Origin of the sequence: Streptomyces sp. NPDC050439 (assembly GCF_040655335.1) — a bacterium.
In the GTDB taxonomy this organism is placed as follows: Bacteria; Actinomycetota; Actinomycetes; order Streptomycetales; family Streptomycetaceae; genus Streptomyces.
Window position 1 is genome coordinate 425,716 of sequence record NZ_JBFAJT010000005.1, and the last position, 15,907, is coordinate 441,622.

12 protein-coding genes are annotated in these 15,907 nt (G+C 73.2%); 7 read left to right on the forward strand and 5 right to left on the reverse strand.

The window, feature by feature from the left end; all coding sequences use genetic code 11:
* The first annotated feature begins 64 nt into the window (after window positions 1-64).
* Window positions 65-2,506 carry a malto-oligosyltrehalose synthase gene (gene treY / locus AB0I66_RS23035; protein WP_363209792.1) on the forward strand — a complete coding sequence of 814 codons (2,442 nt, stop codon included), beginning with the start codon at window positions 65-67 and terminating at the stop codon, window positions 2,504-2,506.
* Here treY and AB0I66_RS23040 read toward each other — a convergent pair.
* On the reverse strand, window positions 2,486-3,577 hold the full coding sequence (locus AB0I66_RS23040; protein WP_363209793.1) for a cytochrome P450: 1,092 nt from the start codon (window positions 3,575-3,577) through the stop codon (window positions 2,486-2,488). The two genes, treY and AB0I66_RS23040, sit on opposite strands and share 21 nt — an antisense overlap.
* A 216-nt stretch (window positions 3,578-3,793) precedes the next feature.
* On the opposite strand from AB0I66_RS23040, the gene AB0I66_RS23045 reads away from it, so the two are divergent.
* Window positions 3,794-5,044: a M14 family zinc carboxypeptidase gene (locus AB0I66_RS23045; protein WP_363209794.1), complete on the forward strand. Its 1,251-nt coding sequence runs from the start codon at window positions 3,794-3,796 to the stop codon at window positions 5,042-5,044.
* A 35-nt stretch (window positions 5,045-5,079) separates the two neighbouring features.
* Here the strand turns inward: AB0I66_RS23045 and AB0I66_RS23050 are convergent, their stop codons facing one another.
* The gene (locus tag AB0I66_RS23050; protein WP_363209795.1) at window positions 5,080-5,631 is read right to left on the reverse strand and encodes a DUF1707 and FHA domain-containing protein; all 552 of its coding nucleotides are present in this window, start codon (window positions 5,629-5,631) and stop codon (window positions 5,080-5,082) included.
* A 166-nt stretch (window positions 5,632-5,797) separates the two neighbouring features.
* Between AB0I66_RS23050 and treZ the strand changes: the two genes are divergently transcribed.
* Complete coding sequence (treZ, locus tag AB0I66_RS23055) at window positions 5,798-7,543, forward strand: malto-oligosyltrehalose trehalohydrolase (protein ID WP_363210055.1); 1,746 nt, start codon at window positions 5,798-5,800, stop codon at window positions 7,541-7,543.
* Window positions 7,544-7,576: 33 nt separating this feature from the next.
* Here the strand turns inward: treZ and AB0I66_RS23060 are convergent, their stop codons facing one another.
* Both AB0I66_RS23060 and AB0I66_RS23065 read right to left on the reverse strand, forming a co-directional pair.
* Window positions 7,577-8,701 (reverse strand): aminopeptidase P family protein, encoded by a 1,125-nt coding sequence (locus AB0I66_RS23060; RefSeq protein ID WP_363209796.1) that lies wholly within the window; start codon window positions 8,699-8,701, stop codon window positions 7,577-7,579.
* Between the two features lie 134 nt (window positions 8,702-8,835).
* Window positions 8,836-9,588: a S1C family serine protease gene (locus tag AB0I66_RS23065; protein WP_363209797.1), complete on the reverse strand. Its 753-nt coding sequence runs from the start codon at window positions 9,586-9,588 to the stop codon at window positions 8,836-8,838.
* Window positions 9,589-9,699: 111 nt separating this feature from the next.
* Between AB0I66_RS23065 and AB0I66_RS23070 the strand changes: the two genes are divergently transcribed.
* The gene (locus AB0I66_RS23070) at window positions 9,700-10,053 is read left to right on the forward strand and encodes a hypothetical protein (RefSeq protein ID WP_363209798.1); all 354 of its coding nucleotides are present in this window, start codon (window positions 9,700-9,702) and stop codon (window positions 10,051-10,053) included.
* Here AB0I66_RS23070 and phsA read toward each other — a convergent pair.
* A complete protein-coding gene (gene phsA / locus AB0I66_RS23075; RefSeq protein WP_363209799.1) occupies window positions 10,041-11,987 on the reverse strand; it encodes an O-aminophenol oxidase PhsA in 1,947 nt (648 codons plus the stop codon). The genes AB0I66_RS23070 and phsA overlap by 13 nt on opposite strands.
* Before the next feature lie 222 nt (window positions 11,988-12,209).
* Between phsA and AB0I66_RS23080 the strand changes: the two genes are divergently transcribed.
* From AB0I66_RS23080 to AB0I66_RS23090, 3 genes are all read left to right on the forward strand, one after another.
* Window positions 12,210-13,430, forward strand: coding sequence for a hypothetical protein (locus AB0I66_RS23080; protein ID WP_363209800.1), 1,221 nt, complete (start codon window positions 12,210-12,212; stop codon window positions 13,428-13,430).
* Between the two features lie 316 nt (window positions 13,431-13,746).
* Window positions 13,747-14,559: an alpha/beta hydrolase gene (locus AB0I66_RS23085; protein WP_363210056.1), complete on the forward strand. Its 813-nt coding sequence runs from the start codon at window positions 13,747-13,749 to the stop codon at window positions 14,557-14,559.
* 17 nt (window positions 14,560-14,576) lie between these two features.
* Window positions 14,577-15,866 carry a cytochrome P450 gene (locus AB0I66_RS23090; protein WP_363209801.1) on the forward strand — a complete coding sequence of 430 codons (1,290 nt, stop codon included), beginning with the start codon at window positions 14,577-14,579 and terminating at the stop codon, window positions 15,864-15,866.
* Window positions 15,867-15,907 lie beyond the last annotated feature (41 nt).

Consider the following 15,907-nt stretch of genomic DNA (forward strand, 5'->3'; position numbering starts at 1 on the left):
ACCATGACGCCCAGAAGCATGAGTCGATGGCACGAAAGCCCGCCAGGCGGGTACGTACGTTCGCATGACGCCTGAGCGCCCAGAGCCCGCGGTTCCGCCGCCGCCCACCGCCACGTACCGGCTGCAGCTGCAGCCGGAGTTCCCGTTCGACGCCGCCGAGGCGGCCGTCCCGTACCTGGCATCGCTGGGGGTCTCGCACCTGCATCTGTCGCCGGTGCTCGAGGCCGTCCCGGGGTCCACGCACGGCTATGACGTCGCGGACCACGCGCGCGTGCGTGACGAGCTGGGCGGCGAGGAAGGGCTGCGGTCCCTCTCGCGCACCGCGCGGGCGCACGGGCTCGGCCTGGTCGTGGACATCGTGCCGAACCACATGGCGGCGGTGCCGCGCCACAACCACGCCCTCTGGGAGGTGCTGCGGGAGGGCCCCGATTCGCCGTACGCGCGGTGGTTCGACATCGACTGGGACGCGGGCGGCGGGCGCGTGCTGCTTCCGGTGCTGGGGCGCGGGGTCGGGGACGAGCTGGCGAGCCTGCGGGTGGACGGCGACGTGCTGCGCTACCACGAACACGCGTTCCCCCTGCGGGAAGGCACCGGCGACCTGCCGCTGCCCCGGCTCCTGGACGCCCAGTGGTACCGGCTCGCGTGGTGGCGCCTCGCCCGCACAGAGCTCAACTACCGGCGCTTCTTCACCATCTCGGACCTCATCGGGGTGCGCGTCGAGGACCCCGAGGTGTTCGACGCGACCCACGCGAAGATCCTCGACCTGCTGCGGGAAGGCGTCGTGGAAGGCCTGCGGATCGACCACCCCGACGGACTCGCGGACCCCGGGGCCTACCTCCAGCATCTCCAGGAGGCCACGCACGGGCGCTGGACGGTCGTGGAGAAGATCCTCGCCGACGGGGAGCAGCTGCCCGCCGCGTGGCCCGTCGCGGGCACCACCGGGTACGACGCGCTGCGCCACCTCGACGGCCTCTTCACGGACCCGGCCGGGGCGGGCGAGCTCCTCGGCCAGTACCGGCGGTTCACGGCCCCCGCGGTCGACCGGGGCGGCGACTGGGACGCGACGGTGCGGCGCGCGGCGTACAAGGTGCTCACCCATGAGCTGGCCGCCGAGACCGACCGCCTCACGCGCGAGGCGACGGCCCTCTGCGCAGCGGACCCCGCCCTGCGCGACCACGCGCCGTGGGCCCTGCGCACCGCGCTTCTGGAGCTGCTCGTGCGGCTTCCCGTCTACCGGCCGTACGTCTCCGGGGGCGCCGAACCGGCTTCGGTGCTCACGGTGGGGGCCGCCGAGGAGGCCAAGGCCGCCTTCGCGGTGCGGGAGGAGGCCGAGGCGGTCGACGTCGTACGGGACCTGGTCCTCGGGCGGCTCGGGTCGGGGCCCGCGGTCGACGGCTTCCGCGCGCGGTTCGCGCAGATCTCGTCGGCGCTGCGGGCCAAGGCGGTCGAGGACACGGCGTTCTACCGGCACGCGCCGCTCCTCTCGGCCGCCGAGGTGGGCGGCTCCCCGGAGCGTCCCGCGGTCTCTCCGGAGGCCTTTCACGCGTACTGCGCGCGCGTGCAGCGCGACTGGCCGTACTCGGGCACGGTGCTCACCACGCACGACACGAAGCGCAGCGCCGACGTACGGGCGGGCATCGCCGTCCTCACGCAGTGCCCCGAGCAGTGGGCCGACCTCCTGGTCGACGTGACCGAACAGACCGCGCGGATGGGCGGCGCGAGCGCGCCGGACCCCCAACTGGCCTGGGCGGCCTGGCAGACGGCCGTCGGCTTCGGCTTCCCCTACGACGAGCGGCTGCAGAAGGCTCTGCTCAAGCATGTGCGCGAGGCGGGCCTGCACACGAGCTGGACCGAGCCGAACGAGGCGTACGAGAAGGCCGTGACGGCGTTCGTGGAGGCGGGGCCCTGCGGACCTCCGCTCTACACCGTCGCGGAGTTCGCGAACGGGCTGCGGCCCCATGTGCGGGCGAACGTCCTCGGGGCCGCGCTGCTCCAGCTGACGATGCCCGGGGTGCCCGACCTCTACCAGGGCACGGAGGGCGAGTACCGGGCCCTGGTGGACCCGGACAACCGGCGGCCCGTGCGGTTCCAGCCGCATGTCCTCGAGCACCTGGAGCAGCACCGTGACCGCTGGGACCTCTCCGAGGAGAAGCTGGCGCTGACGGCGACCGCGCTGCGGCTGCGCAGGCGCCGCCCCGAGCTGTTCGGCGGCGCGGCGACGTACGAGCCGCTGGCGGCGCGGGGTCCAGGCGCCGCGCACTGTGTGGCGTTCACGCGCTCCGGAGAGGTGATCGCGGCGGTGACCCGGCTCTCCCTGCGGTTGGCGGAGGCGGGCGGCTGGCGCTCCACGGAACTGGAGCTTCCAGAGGGGCGGTGGGCCGATCTGCTCACCCCGGGGCGGGAGTTCACCGGGCACGCGCGCGTGGAGGAGCTTCTCGGGGAGCTGCCGGTGGTGCTGCTGGAGCGGGTCACCACGGGGCCGGGCTCAGCGGGGGCGGACGAGTAGCCGGCGTGGGGCCCGCGCCAGCACGCCCTGGGGCGCGGGCCTGGGGCCGGGCGCCCAGCGCAGGCCCGGCATGGCGTCGAGGAGGGCCCGCAGCCCGCATTCGGCGGTGAGAGCGGCCAGCGCGGCGGCCGGGCAGAAGTGCTGTCCCGCGCCGAACGCCAGGTGTGCCGGGTCCGGGCGGAAGATGTCGTAGCGGTCGGGGTCCGCGAAGCGGAACGGGTCGCGCCCGGCGGAGCCGACCAGGCAGGCCACCGTGGCGCCCGTGGGCAGCGTGGTGCCGCCCACGGATATCGGCGCGAGCACGCGGCGCAGCACCACGTGCGCAGGCGGGTCACGGCGCAGGGACTCCGCCCAGGCGCCGGGTATCAGCCCCGGGCGGGCGCGCACGAGGGCCAACTGGCCGGGATGGTCGAGGAGGTTGGCGAGGAAGGAGGCCAGCGCCAGGCCGGTGGCCTCGCCGCCGCCGACAAGGAGCGCCCCGGCGAGAGCGGTGACCGCCTCGTCGGAGAGCGCCCGCCCGTCCGCCCCGGCGCCGCACAGCACGGAGAGCAGGTCGCGGCCGGGGTGGGCGCGCCGCCGAGCGACGAGGGGGCGCAGCAGCCCGCCCAACTCCGGGTGCGGGCCGCCGGGGTGCGCGGGCGTCGTACGGCACCACTCCCGCACCCGTGCGGCGTCCTCCCAGGGCAGCCCGAGCGCGGCGACGGCGGCGGCCGCGGGCAGCCAGGCGCTGAACTCGGCGACGAGGTCGACCTCGCGCCGCCCGGCCATCCGGCGCGCGAGGACGAAGGCGGTGCGTTCGGCGGCGGCCCGCAGCGCGGGCTCCACGAGCCCTCGCCGGACCGGGCTCGGCCCGGCCTCCGCCGCACCGAGCCGTACGTCGACGAGCGCGGCCCGCACATCCGCGTACCGGCTGAGCAGCCAGGCCCCGAGCAGCTCGTCGCGGACGAGGGGGTGGCGCTCACGGAGGAGGCGGTAGTGCGGGAAGGGGTCGCGCGCCACGTCGGCGGACAGGAGGCTGGGCAGCGCGGCCGGTGCCAGGAAGTGCCCGTGGGGGGCCGAGCTCGACAACACGGCAGACTCCCCGTTCCTCTTGGGCACCCCCGCCGGAACGGGCGTGGTCGGTGGGTTTCAGGGGACCACCGCGGGGCGCCGCACGCAGTCCGCATACACCCATTCGAGTGACGCTGCGGGACAACGCCGACGTGGGCTGACATCCCTTGGGTCGCGCGCTTGACACGTGCCCGACCGCGTGGCGTACTGCGGATTGCGTCAGCGGACAAGACGGGGGTGAGTCAACTGGCGGACCAGCGCTATCCCAATGTGGCCGAACTGGTGCTGTCCGCCCGTGAGTTGGCGGCCCACCGCCCCGAGCTCAGCGCCTTGCGTCAAGTGGGCGCATCGCGCGCCGGAAGACCTCTGCACCTGCTGTCCGTCGGCCGCTCCCCGCGTGCCGTCCTGGTCGTCGCGGGCGCGCACTCGAACGAACCCACGGGTGGCTCGACGCTGCTGCACCTCGCGGAGTGGGCCCTGCGGGACGAGGACCTGCGTGCCGACACCTCCTGGCACTTCCTGCTGTGCGCCGACCCGGACGGGGCGAACCTGCACCGCACGCCCGCCCCGCGCACCCTGTTCGACTACCACCGGCACTTCTTCCGTCCGGCGGGCCCCGAGCAGCCGGAGTGGTCCCCCTCGGTCCTGCCGCCCGACCGGCTGCCTCCCGAGACCCGCGCCCTGACCGGCGTCATCGACGAACTGCGGCCCTATCTGCAGGTGTCGCTGCACGGCACCGATCTCGGCGGCAGCTGGGTGCAGTTGACGCGGGACATCCCGGGGCTCGCGGAGCCGTTCGCCAAGTCCGCGGCCGAGCTGCACATACCGGTGGAGACGGGGGCCTCGGACGCCGCGGGCTGGCCGGTCTCGGGGCCGGGGGTCCATGTGCTGCCGGGGCCCGGCTCGGCGGCCGCCTACCCGAGCCTCCCCGAGGACGCCCGGCACACGACCTGGCACCACGCGCACCGCTACGGCGGCCTGACCGCCATCGTCGAGGTCCCCATGTGGGCCAGCGACCTCGTGGACGACGGGTCCGCACATCCGGCCCCGGTGCGCGCGCTGCGCGGCTTCTCGCGGCGGCTGCGCCATGACGCGGGGCTGGTCGAGAACATCCTGCACGAGGCGCTGCCGCGGCTCCCGGAGGCGCAGGGGCCGCTGCTGCGTGCGGCGCGCTGGGCGCTCGACCTGGTGCCCGGCCTCGCCGACGACTGGGCCAGGCTGCCGCCCGCGGGGACGTCGATGGCGTACATCGGGAGCGTCGACGCCTTCGGGCGCCGCCTTCCGCTGCGGGCCGCCGCGATGCTGCTGCGGGTCCTCGAATCGGCGGGCGACCCGGCGGCGCCCCGCCTGGAGCGGCTCGTCCTGCGGTGGAGCGACGCGTTCGCCGAGCGGTTCGGGGCGCGCTGGGTGCCGCTGGAGGACCAGGTCGAGCACCAGTCACGGACGACGGTCGCGGCCGCGCGCCACGCGCGCGTGGGGGCCGGTTAGCCGCGCCCACGGAACGCGGCCTTCCACTGGGGGCTTCACGAACCGGAGAGACGGAAGCCCATCTTCCCGAAGCTGACCTGATCGCCGTCCTGGACGACGGCAGCGCCGATCACCCTGCGGCCGTTCACGGACGTGCCGTTGGTCGACCCGAGGTCGCGCAGCACCCACATGCCGCCCTGCCTGCTCAGCTCGGCGTGCACCCGGGAGACCGTCTCGTGGCTGAGCCTGAGTCCGTTCGCGGGGTCACGGCCGATCCGCAGCGGGCAGGGATTCCCGGCCACCGGCAGGAGCAGTTTGGGGAGCTTCTCGGCCTGCCAGGCCCTGCGCAGCCGGACCGTGAACCCGGAGACCGCGCCGACGGTGCCGAACACCGCCCGCGAGAGCCGGCCCTCGGTGCGCAGATCCGCGGTGAGCGCGGCGAGTTCGTCCGGCTGGCGGGCCGCGAGCGCCAGCTCCATGCGCCGCACGAACGTGTCGTGCGACAGCTTGCCGAGGGCAGCGCCCTCCCTGAGCACCTGCAGCGCCCTGTCGCGCTCGGCGTCGGTCAGCCGCGCGGGGTAACTGTGGATCTCAAAGGACGACGTCACCCTGGTGATTGTCGGTCAGCTCGGCCGGGGTGTCCAGAAAACGCGTAACGACCGCGAACCGATCACTTCTGCAGCACGATGGACACGACGGACGAGAACGACGAACGACGAACGACGGACAACGGACGACGGACGACGACGGATGGCGAACGAGGGGGAACTGTCGGTGGAGTTCGAGGTGTGGGCACCTGAAGCCGAACGCGTCGCACTGCTGTGCGAGGGCGCCACGCGTGCGCTGGAGCGCGCCGAGGGCCGGGCAGGGTGGTGGACCGTGGATGCGGACGCCGCCGACGGGGCGCGGTACGGCTTCTCGCTCGACGAAGGACCCGTGCTGCCCGACCCCCGCTCACGGCGCCAGCCGGACGGCCCCGACGGGCTCAGCGCCGTCGTGGACCACGGCCGGTACGCGTGGCGCGCGCCCTGGGCGGGGCGCGGGGTGCGGGACGCGGTCCTGTACGAGCTGCACGTGGGGACGTACACACCGGACGGCACGCTCGACTCGGCGGCGGGGCGGCTCGGCCATCTCGCGGAGCTCGGCATCACCCATGTGGAGCTGATGCCGCTCTGTCCGTTCCCCGGGCGGCACGGCTGGGGGTACGAGGGTGTCTCCCTGTGGGCCGTGCACGAGCCGTACGGCGGCCCCGAAGCGCTGAAACGATTCGTCGACGCCGCGCACGCGCAGGGCATCGGCGTCGTGCTCGACGTGGTCCACAACCACCTCGGCCCGTCCGGCAACCATCTGCCCGCGTTCGGCCCCTACTTCACCGAGACCCACCAGACCCCCTGGGGCGCGGCGGTCAACCTCGACGCCCCGGGCTCGGACGAGGTGCGCGCGTACCTGATCGGCAGCGCGCTCGCCTGGCTGCGCGACTACCGTCTGGACGGCCTGCGCCTGGACGCGGTGCACGCGCTGCGGGACACGCGCGCGTGCCACTTCCTGGAGGAGCTCTCGGCGGCCGTGGACGAGCTGTCCGAGGAGCTCGGCAGGCCGCTCTCCCTGATCGCCGAGTCCGATCAGGGTGACCCGCGAGTCATCACCCCGCGCGCTCAGGGCGGTCTTGGCCTGCACGCGCAGTGGAACGACGACTTCCACCACGCGCTGCACACCACCCTGACCGGGGAGGCACACGGCTACTACGAAGACTTCGCCCGGGCCCCCTTCGCCGCGCTCGCCAAGACGCTGACGGGCGGCTTCTTCCACGACGGGACGTACTCGACCTTCCGGGGCCGCCGGCACGGCCGTCCCGTGGACCGCGCCCGCACGCCCGCGTACCGCTTCCTCGGCTACACGCAGACCCACGACCAGATCGGCAATCGCGCGCAAGGAGACCGGCTCTCCGCCACCCTCTCCCCCGGTCTGCTCGCCTGCGCCGCCGCGCTCACCCTCACCGGACCGTTCACGCCGATGCTCTTCATGGGCGAGGAGTGGGGCGCCGCGACGCCCTGGCAGTTCTTCACCGACCACACCGATCCCGAGCTCGCTGAAGCCGTGCGCCGGGGCAGGCGGCGGGAGTTCGCGGCGCACGGCTGGGCCGAGGGGGACATCCCCGATCCGCAGGACCCGGCCACCAGGGACCGGTCCTGTCTCGACTGGGCCGAGCCCCTGACCGACCCCCACGCGCGCGTGCTGGCCTGGTACCGCGAACTGATCGCCCTGCGCCGCGCCCGCGGCGACCTCCTCGACCCCGACCTGGCGGCGCTCCGGGTCGCGTACGACGAGGAGAGGCGCTGGTTCGCGGTCCGGCGCGGCGACCTGCGGATCGCGGTGAACATCGGCAAGGAGCCGGCCGTCATCCCGTTGGAGGGCCGGGGCGCCCGGGTGCTCGCGGCCTGGGAGCCGGTCGCCGCACCCGGGGCGGACGGAGTACTGCGGCTGCCCGCAGAGTCGTGCGCGGTGCTCGCGACGCCATGAGGCCGAGGTGACTCAGGAGGCGTACGGGGGCAGTCAGTTGACGATCGCGAGCTCGCGCGGGGTGGAGTTGAGGCGCCGTACGCCGTCCTCCGTGACCGTCACTATGTCCTCGATGCGCACCCCGAAGCGGCCCGGCAGATAGATGCCGGGCTCCACGGAGAAGCACATGCCGGGCACGAGCGGCAGTTCCTCGCCCTCGATCATGTACGGCGGCTCATGGGTGGTGACGCCGATGCCGTGCCCGGTGCGGTGGATGAAGTTCTCGCCGTACCCGGCATCGGTGATCACCGCCCGTGCCGCCCTGTCGACGTCCTGGCAGGCGGCACCGGGCCGCACCCCTTCACAGCCGGCCTGCTGCGCCTCGCGCACGATGTCGTGCACCCGCTGCTCCTCGGCGCCGGGCTCGCCCACGTGCACCGTGCGCGAGGTGTCCGAGCCGTAGCCGTGCAGGAGGCCGCCGAAGTCGAGGACGACCATGTCGCCGTGCTCGATGACGCGGGCGCCCGCCTCGTGGTGCGGGTTGGCGCCGTTCGGCCCGGAGCCGACGACGGTGAAGTCGACCTGGGAGTGCCCGAACCGCCGCAGCAGATCGGCGAGGTCGGCGGCTATGTCGGTCTCCTTGCGGCCCGCGAAGGGAACCTTCTTGATCTCTTCGTACGCCGAGTCCGCGGCGGCGCCGGCCGCCGCGAGGCGCTCGAGCTCGGCGGCGTCCTTGACGGCGCGCAGCATGGGCAGCGCTTCGGTCAGGGACACGTAGGAGGTGTTCGGCAGCTCCTTCTGGAAGCCCAGGAGATGCATGGCCCAGGAGTTGTCGCTGATCCCGAAGCGGCCGTCGACGTCAAGGAGCGGCGCGGTCGCGGCATAGGGGTCCTTGCCGTCGGTCCAGTCCCGCAAGGAGAGCGCCCGCGCCCCCGCGGCCAGTTCCGCATCCGGTGCCTCCAGGGTGGGCACCACGAGCACCGGCTCCTGGCCAGCGGCGAGCACGAGGACGGTGAGGCGCTCGGTGGCGGCCGTCGGCGCGTAGCCCGTGAGCCAGACCATGTCGGGGCCCGGCGCGACGAGCAGTCCGGCGAGCCCCGCGTCCGCCGCGGCTGCCGCGGCGCGGTCCATGCGGGCCTTGTAGTCGTCGGCGGTGAAGGGCGCGGGTATGCCGGTCATGGGGGCCTCCAGGGCTGCTCGCTGCGGCGGGTACGGCGCGGTGCCGGTGCTGCCGATCCTGCCCCTGCCCCCGGGCATGCGCGAGCCGATTACGGCGGCCCCGGTCACGTCATCTCACGCCGGCTCGCATCACGTCATGTCACGAAGCCCGGTGTCACCGACAGGACCTGCCGCCCCCCGTTCGCGTGGCGGACGGTCACGGTGACGTTCCTTCCCGGGGCAGCGGCGGCGACCGCGGCCGCCAGCGCCTTGGCCGACGCGATGCGGGTCTTGCCGAGGGCGAGCAGTACGTCGCCGCGCACGAACCCCGCGGTGTGGCCGGGACCCGGGCTGTGCACGCCGACGAGCAGGGCCCCCGCGCCCCCGGGGGCATCGACGGCCTCCACGCCGAGCGTGGGGCGCGCGGTCCGCTCCCCGGCCCCGCCCGGCTCCTTCCGCGGCGGCTTCGGCGGGGCGGCGGGCACGGCCGCGCCACCCTGGGCGGCTTGGCTCCCCTGCCCCTTGGCGCCACCCTGGGCGGCCTGCGCCTGCTTCTGCATGTCGGCGAGTTTGCTCATGCCGATGACAGTGGCGCTCACGGTGCCGAGCCCCACCCCCGCCAGCACGAGGACGACCGAGAAGAGCAGCCCGAAGAGCAGGGCGCCGAGCCGCCGCCCGCGCCGCCGCGCGGCGTGCGGACGGCGGCCGGGCCCGGACCTGCGGCCCGTGCCGGGTGTCTGCCCGGCGGGGGCCTTGCGCCCGATGCCCAGCCTTCGCCCGACGCCGAACTTCTGGCCGGCACCGAATCCGCCGCCTCTGCCTCTGCCGAACTTGCCGCCTTTACCGAACGCGCCTGGGCCGGGCTCCTGTCCGGGCATCGGCTTGGGACGCAACGCAGTCTGTTCCATGGCTCGCCTCCGGCCACAGCCCTACCCGGCGTGATGCGGCGCGACGATTCACGAACGAGTGACGTCCAGGTGTGCGCCCTTCACGGCCGACGCGGCGGATACCGTGCCCGCATGACGACAGCCTCCGACATCGCGGCCCTCTGGGCCCGGACCAGCCGAGTCGAGATCACCGGGACGATGGGGCAACCGGAGCTGGAGCGCGACGTGCGCGACCCCGACGAGCTGCGCGAGCTGGCCGGGCTGCTGGCGGTCGACCTCACCGCAGACGCCTTCTGCTGCATGTGCTGGGGCGATCTGCGGTTCACGCTCAGCGATGCCCGCGGCAAGCACGTGGACCAGCTGACCCTGCATCTGGGCACGTCGAGCAGTGACGTCGCATACGGCCGGAACGGCCAGTTCCCGCTGGTGGACTCCGAGGGCCTGCGGGACTGGCTGTCCGTCCGGGGGCTCTGTCAGCCCGTGTGACTTGCTTCGTCCTTTCCCCCGCCGTGCCCGCCGTCATGACCGCCGTGCCCCGCCCCGTGGTCGAACTTCAGGGCTTCCTTCGGCATGACCACGAAGGGGCGCATCATGCCCATGTCCTCGTGCTCCAGGAGGTGGCAGTGGTACATGAAGCGGCCGTACGCACCGTCGAACTTGCCCATCACCCGCAGCAGTTGACCGCCGGGGACCAGGAAGACGTCCTTCCAGCCCCGCTCGTTCGGAGCGAGGGGGATCTCCGTCTTCGGGTCGAAGGCGATCGGGGCCAGGGTGCCGCCCACGGTGACGTCGAAGCCCGACACGTCGTACGCGTCGCGGCCCAGGAGCTGGAAGTCGGCCAGGTGGATGTGCATGGGGTGGGTCACCGGTGGGTTCACCGCGAGGTTCAGGAAGCTCCACTGCTCGTGGCTGCCCTCGGCGAGGGTGAAGCCGAGGCCGTCGTTGAACGTACGGGCCGTCCGGCGGTAGGTCTTGGTCTTCCCGTCCGCGCCCCGCAGCTGGATGATCCCCTCGGTCGGGACCCGGACGTCGCCCGCGTCCTTGACCTCCGTCATCTCCCAGATCTCCGGGTGGCCGCCGCCGCCCTTCGTGGCGGGCGGTGTCAGGACGATCAGGCGGTGACCGTGGTCGATGTCGTGGCTCAGCGGGCGGAACGAGCCCGAGAGGACCTCCGGGAGCGAGAAGGGGTCGTCGGCCTCGGCGTCCCGCACACGGAACTCCATCACCTCCGGATAGCGCACGTCGTTCGCCGGGTCCGGCACTCCGGGTGCCTGACCGCGGCCCTTGTTCACCAGACGCACCCGCTTGCCCGCCAGCGCGCGGAAGTCGATCAGGAGGTCCATCCGCTCGGCCGGGGCGACGGTGAGCGTGGGCAGCGCGTCGTCGAAGTCGACCGGCACCGGCCGCGGCAACAGGCCGCCGTCGCTGCCGATCTGGTGCATGACGCCCCGCACCGGGTTGTTGTCCTCGTCGACGAGGACCAGGTCGTAGATCCGGGCGTTCGACGCGTTCACCAGGCGGAAGCGGTGCCAGGCCGCGTCGACGTCCGCGTACGGCCAGATGCGGCCGTTCACTGTGCTGTACGGGCCCGTGAAGGGCAGCGTGACCGGCTTGCCCGTCTCCGGGTTCTTGGCCTGGACGATGACGGTCTTGTGCAGCAGGCGGCCGTTCAGCCGGCCGTCCTCGTCCGTGTCCAGGTTCCGGTCGGCGAGCAGCAGCGGGATCTCCCGCTCCCCGCAGGGGAGATGGAGCGCGTCCTCTTCGTCGTCCCGCACCAGATACGTGCCGTACAGCCCCGCCTGGACGTTCCACCGCGTGATGTTCATGGCGTGGTCGTGATACCACCACTGGACCGCCTGGTGGTCGTTCGGATACTCGGACAGCTGGGCGTCGCCGAAGCCCACCGCGTTGTCCGCCCAGCCGTCGTTGCCCCCGCCGGTCTGCGCGCCGTGCAGATGCGTCACCGACCAGGCGGGCAGCGCGGCCACGTCCTTGTTCGGCTCGACGCCCGCGCGCCCGGGCAGGGTGCCGGGGCTCGGGACGGCCCGCGGGACCTCGACGGCGGTGACGGGATACTCGCTGTCCTTCGGGATGCGGTTCGTCCACGCGATCCGGATGCGCCTGCCGCGGCGCACCTCGATCGTCGGGCCCGGCACGCAGCCGTCGTACCCCCACATCAGGGTCGGCGGCAGCTGCGGGTGCAGCCGGATCCAGGCCGGGCGCAGCGCGATCTCGGTCTCCGCGGGCACATCCGTCTCGTCGCGTACGTCTACGGAGTCCGGCCGCAGGACCGGTGGCACCGGCAACGGCGTGACGAACGGCGTCAGCTCCCCCGGTGCCCGCGTCGCGTCCGGGTCCGTGTGCGCGTCGGCCGGAGAGCGTGTCGGCCGGTCCGTGTCGCGCTCGATGATGTCGGTCATGATGAACACCCCCGTGTTGATCAATGCAAACGCAAGGGCCGCTCTGGCGCGGCCGGTTGGGCGGCCCGGTCAGTGGCCGCCCCCCTCACACAAGAAGACTCCCGGGGCCCGGCCCAAGTTCCACGAATCCCCCATTCCGCAGGAAAAGTATCGGAAAGCACATAGGGAATCGGGGAGTCCTGTTGTGGGTCTGGTGTCAGTGAGCGCTGTTACTTTCGGAGCATGACCGAACGTGCACTCCGTCTGCTGCGTCAGGACCCACGCCTGGCCGAGCTGGCCGCGTTCCCTTTCGCATTCGACCTGTCCCGCGCGGACCACGTCGAAGAGGTCCGCCTGGCGTCGGGCGGCCCACTGGAACCGATCGCGGGGGACGATTCCGGGGGCACGTACTTCGTGTGCGGGGACGGCTCCGTCCTGTACGCCGATTCCGAGGGGTCCGCCGGGACCATCGGGGACAGCGTGGACGAAGCCCTGGAGATCCTCGTCGGCCTGCCCGGCTGGCATGACTACGTGGGCCTGTCGCCGACCGACGGCGAGGCGCGGATACTCGCCGAGATCGCCGACACGGAGGGCGACTTCCGCGAGGACTGCGTGCCCGATCTCGACGCGCGCCGCACCGAGCTGCGGGCCGCGCTCGGGCTTCCCGAGCGCTCCCCCTTGCAGCTCGTCACGCGTCTGCATGCCGCGCTCCTGCGCACCGAACCGGACCACCTCCTCCTCAACGCCGCCGAGCACCTGGCGTACCGGCGCCTCGACCCGCATCCGCGCCCGCCCCTGTGGGAGCTGGTGCTCGCCAGGGGCCGCACCGACCTGGCCCTGCTGCGGACGGGCGATCGCACGGTGTGGGACGCAGTGGCGGTGGACCGGGCCCGCAGGGTCGCGGCGCTGCGGGCCGCGCAGTACGACCGGCGGAACACGGACCGCGCCCTCCTGCGCCACCTCCTCAAGCATGAGGCGGAGGCCCCCATGTCCGACGAACTGCGGCTCGCCGTGGTCCTCGTGGGGCTGTACGGCCTGGCGGAGGATTTGCCGCTGCTGCGCGAGGTCCACGAGACGACGTACGACACCTGGTGCGGCCGGGCCGGTCTTCCGGAGGAGGCCGGTCTAGTGCGCGAGTGGGCGCGCTCGTTCGACGACTCCAACTATGGGACGGACCCCGACGACGAGCCGGAATCCACCTGGCTGGAGCTCGCGCGGGAGCAGGGAATGGTGGAGGCGGCCCGCGCCTACCTGATCCGCGAGCTGGATGAAACCGGCCCCGACCCGGCCCAACTGGCGGTTCTGCGGGACGAGTTGGCACTGATCGGCGACTACACCCAGGCGATGCGGGCAGCGCGTCTGCACCGCTCCCTGCAGCACACCGACCAGGGCCGCGCAGCCGCCGACACGCACCTCGCCGAACTGGAACGAAAGGCGGTGGAGGCCCCGGCGACGGAATCGTAGGGTCCGCCTCGACTTACGCCTCGGCGACGAAATCGCAGGGACCAGCGCGGCTGAGGCCCCGGCTGCGGAATCGTGGGGACCACCGGCTCGGACGCCGGCGGCGGACTCGTGAGGGCCAGCCCAGCTCAGACCCCGGCTACGGACTCCTGGGGGCCAGCCCAGTGCAGACCCCGGCTGCCGACTCGTCGGGGACCACCCGGCTCACGCCCCGGCCAGCCCCGCGCGACCCCACGCACCCTTGCGGCCCCGGAGGGTTGGGGTCACCGTGGTCGCGGGTCGTCGCGAGCGGCCCTCCCCCGAGGTGATCGGAGTCGACGTGGCCTCCTCCCCCTTCCAGCTCCCCCATGCCCTCCTGGGCGACGGCCCCCACAAGGTGATCGCCGTGCACGGCTGGTTCGCCGACCGGTCGGCGTACGCGCCGGTGCTCGCGGACCTCGACCTCGCCTCGTTCCAGTACGCGGTGGTCGATCTGCGCGGGTACGGGGAGGCGAAGGACGCGGCGGGCGCGTACACGACCTCCGAGGGGGCCACCGATGTCGTCCACCTCGCGGACCGCCTCGGCTGGGACCGCTTCTCGCTGATCGGCCACTCCATGGGCGGCAGCGTCGCCCAGCGGGTCCTCGCGATCGCGCCGCACCGGGTCCGCAGACTGGTCGGCATCTCCCCCGTGCCCGCCTCGGGACTCGCGCTGCCGCCGGAGCAGTGGGAGCTGTTCGCCGAGGCCGACCGGCTGCCGGGAAACCGCCGCGCGATCATCGACATCACCACCGGCGGCGCCCGCCCCGCGGCCTGGCTCGACCGCATGGTGGAGCGCTCGCTCGACGTCAGCGAGGCGAAGGCCTTCCGGGCCTGGCTCGACTCCTGGGCGCGCGAAGACTTCCACGACCGGGTCGAGGGCTCGACCGTCCCGGCACTCGCGGTGGTCGGGGCGTTGGATCCCGCGCTGGGGGCAGAGCTGATGCGCGCGACCTGGCTGCGCTGGTACGCCCGCGCCGAACTCACCGAACTCGGAGAGGCGGGCCACTACGCGATGGACGAGACGCCGCTCGCCCTCATCCGCGCCGTGGAGGACTTCCTGCGGGCCGACAAGGACGGCGGCCAGGACGCCCCGGGCCACGGCGGCTCGTGAGCACCGGACTCTCCGCCGTGCCCGATCCGCCTGGCGTATCTGATGTACCCGACGTCTTCGACCCCAGGCAGTACGCGGCCGGAGTGCCCCACGACCGCTACCGCGTCCTGCGCGACCGGCACCCCGTCGCCTGGCAGGACGAGCCGCAGGTGCTCGACTGGCCCGCGGGACCCGGTTTCTGGGCGGTGACCCGGCACGCGGACGTCGTCCGCGTGCTGAGGGACTCCGCCACCTACTCCTCGCATCTGGGCGCCACCCAGATCCGTGACCCCGACCCGGACGACCTGCCGTTCATCCGCCGCATGATGCTCAATCAGGACCCGCCCCACCACGGCAGGTTGCGCCGCCTGGTGAGCCGCGCCTTCACGCCCCGCCGCGTGGAACGCTTCGAGTCCCTGGCCCGCGACCGGGCCCGCGGCCTGATCGACGCGGCGGTGACCCGCGCCCGGGACGGCGACGGCACCTGCGATCTCGTCGTCGACGTCACCGACGACTACGCGCTGCTGAACCTCGCCGATCTCCTCGGCGTACCGGAGAGCGACCGCGGTCTGCTGCTGCACTGGACCCAGCGCGTGATCGGTTACCAAGACCCGGACGAGGCAGGCGAGTTGACGCTCGGCCCGGACGGCAAGCCGCTCAACCCGCGCTCCCCCGCGATGCTGCGCGACATGTTCGCCTACGCGCAGGACCTCGCGGCACACAAGCGACGCCTGCCCGCCGACGACATCATGACCACCCTCGCGACCGACCCCGAACTCCAGCCCGCCGAACTGGAGATGTTCTTCTTCCTGCTCACCGTCGCCGGCAACGACACCGTGCGCGGCGCGGCGCCGGGCGGCCTCCTCGCGCTCATGGAGCACCCCCGGGAGTACCGCCGCCTGCGCGAGGGCGCGGTCCCCGTCGCCACGGCGGTGGACGAACTGCTGCGCAGGCACCCTCCCGTGCTCACGTTCCGGCGCACGGCCACCCGGGACACGGTCCTGGCCGGCCGAACCATCCGGGCCGGGGACAAGGTGGTCGTCTTCCACGCGTCGGCCAACCACGACGAACGCGTCTTCACCGACCCGCACCGCCTCGACCTGTCCCGCTCCCCCAACCCCCACGTCTCGTTCGGCGAGGGCCCGCATGTCTGCCTCGGCGCACACTTCGCACGGCTCCAACTACGCGTGCTGTACGAGGAGTTCCGTGCCGTGAAAGCCGCGCCGCTCGAACCGGCGGGGCCTCCGCGGCGCCTTGTCTCCAACTTCATCAACGGGTTGAAATCGCTGCCGGTCCAGGTGCCGGTCCAGCTGCCGGGGACCCGATAGCCATCGGATACGGTTCAAGATCTACCGCGAGCCCCGCGCGC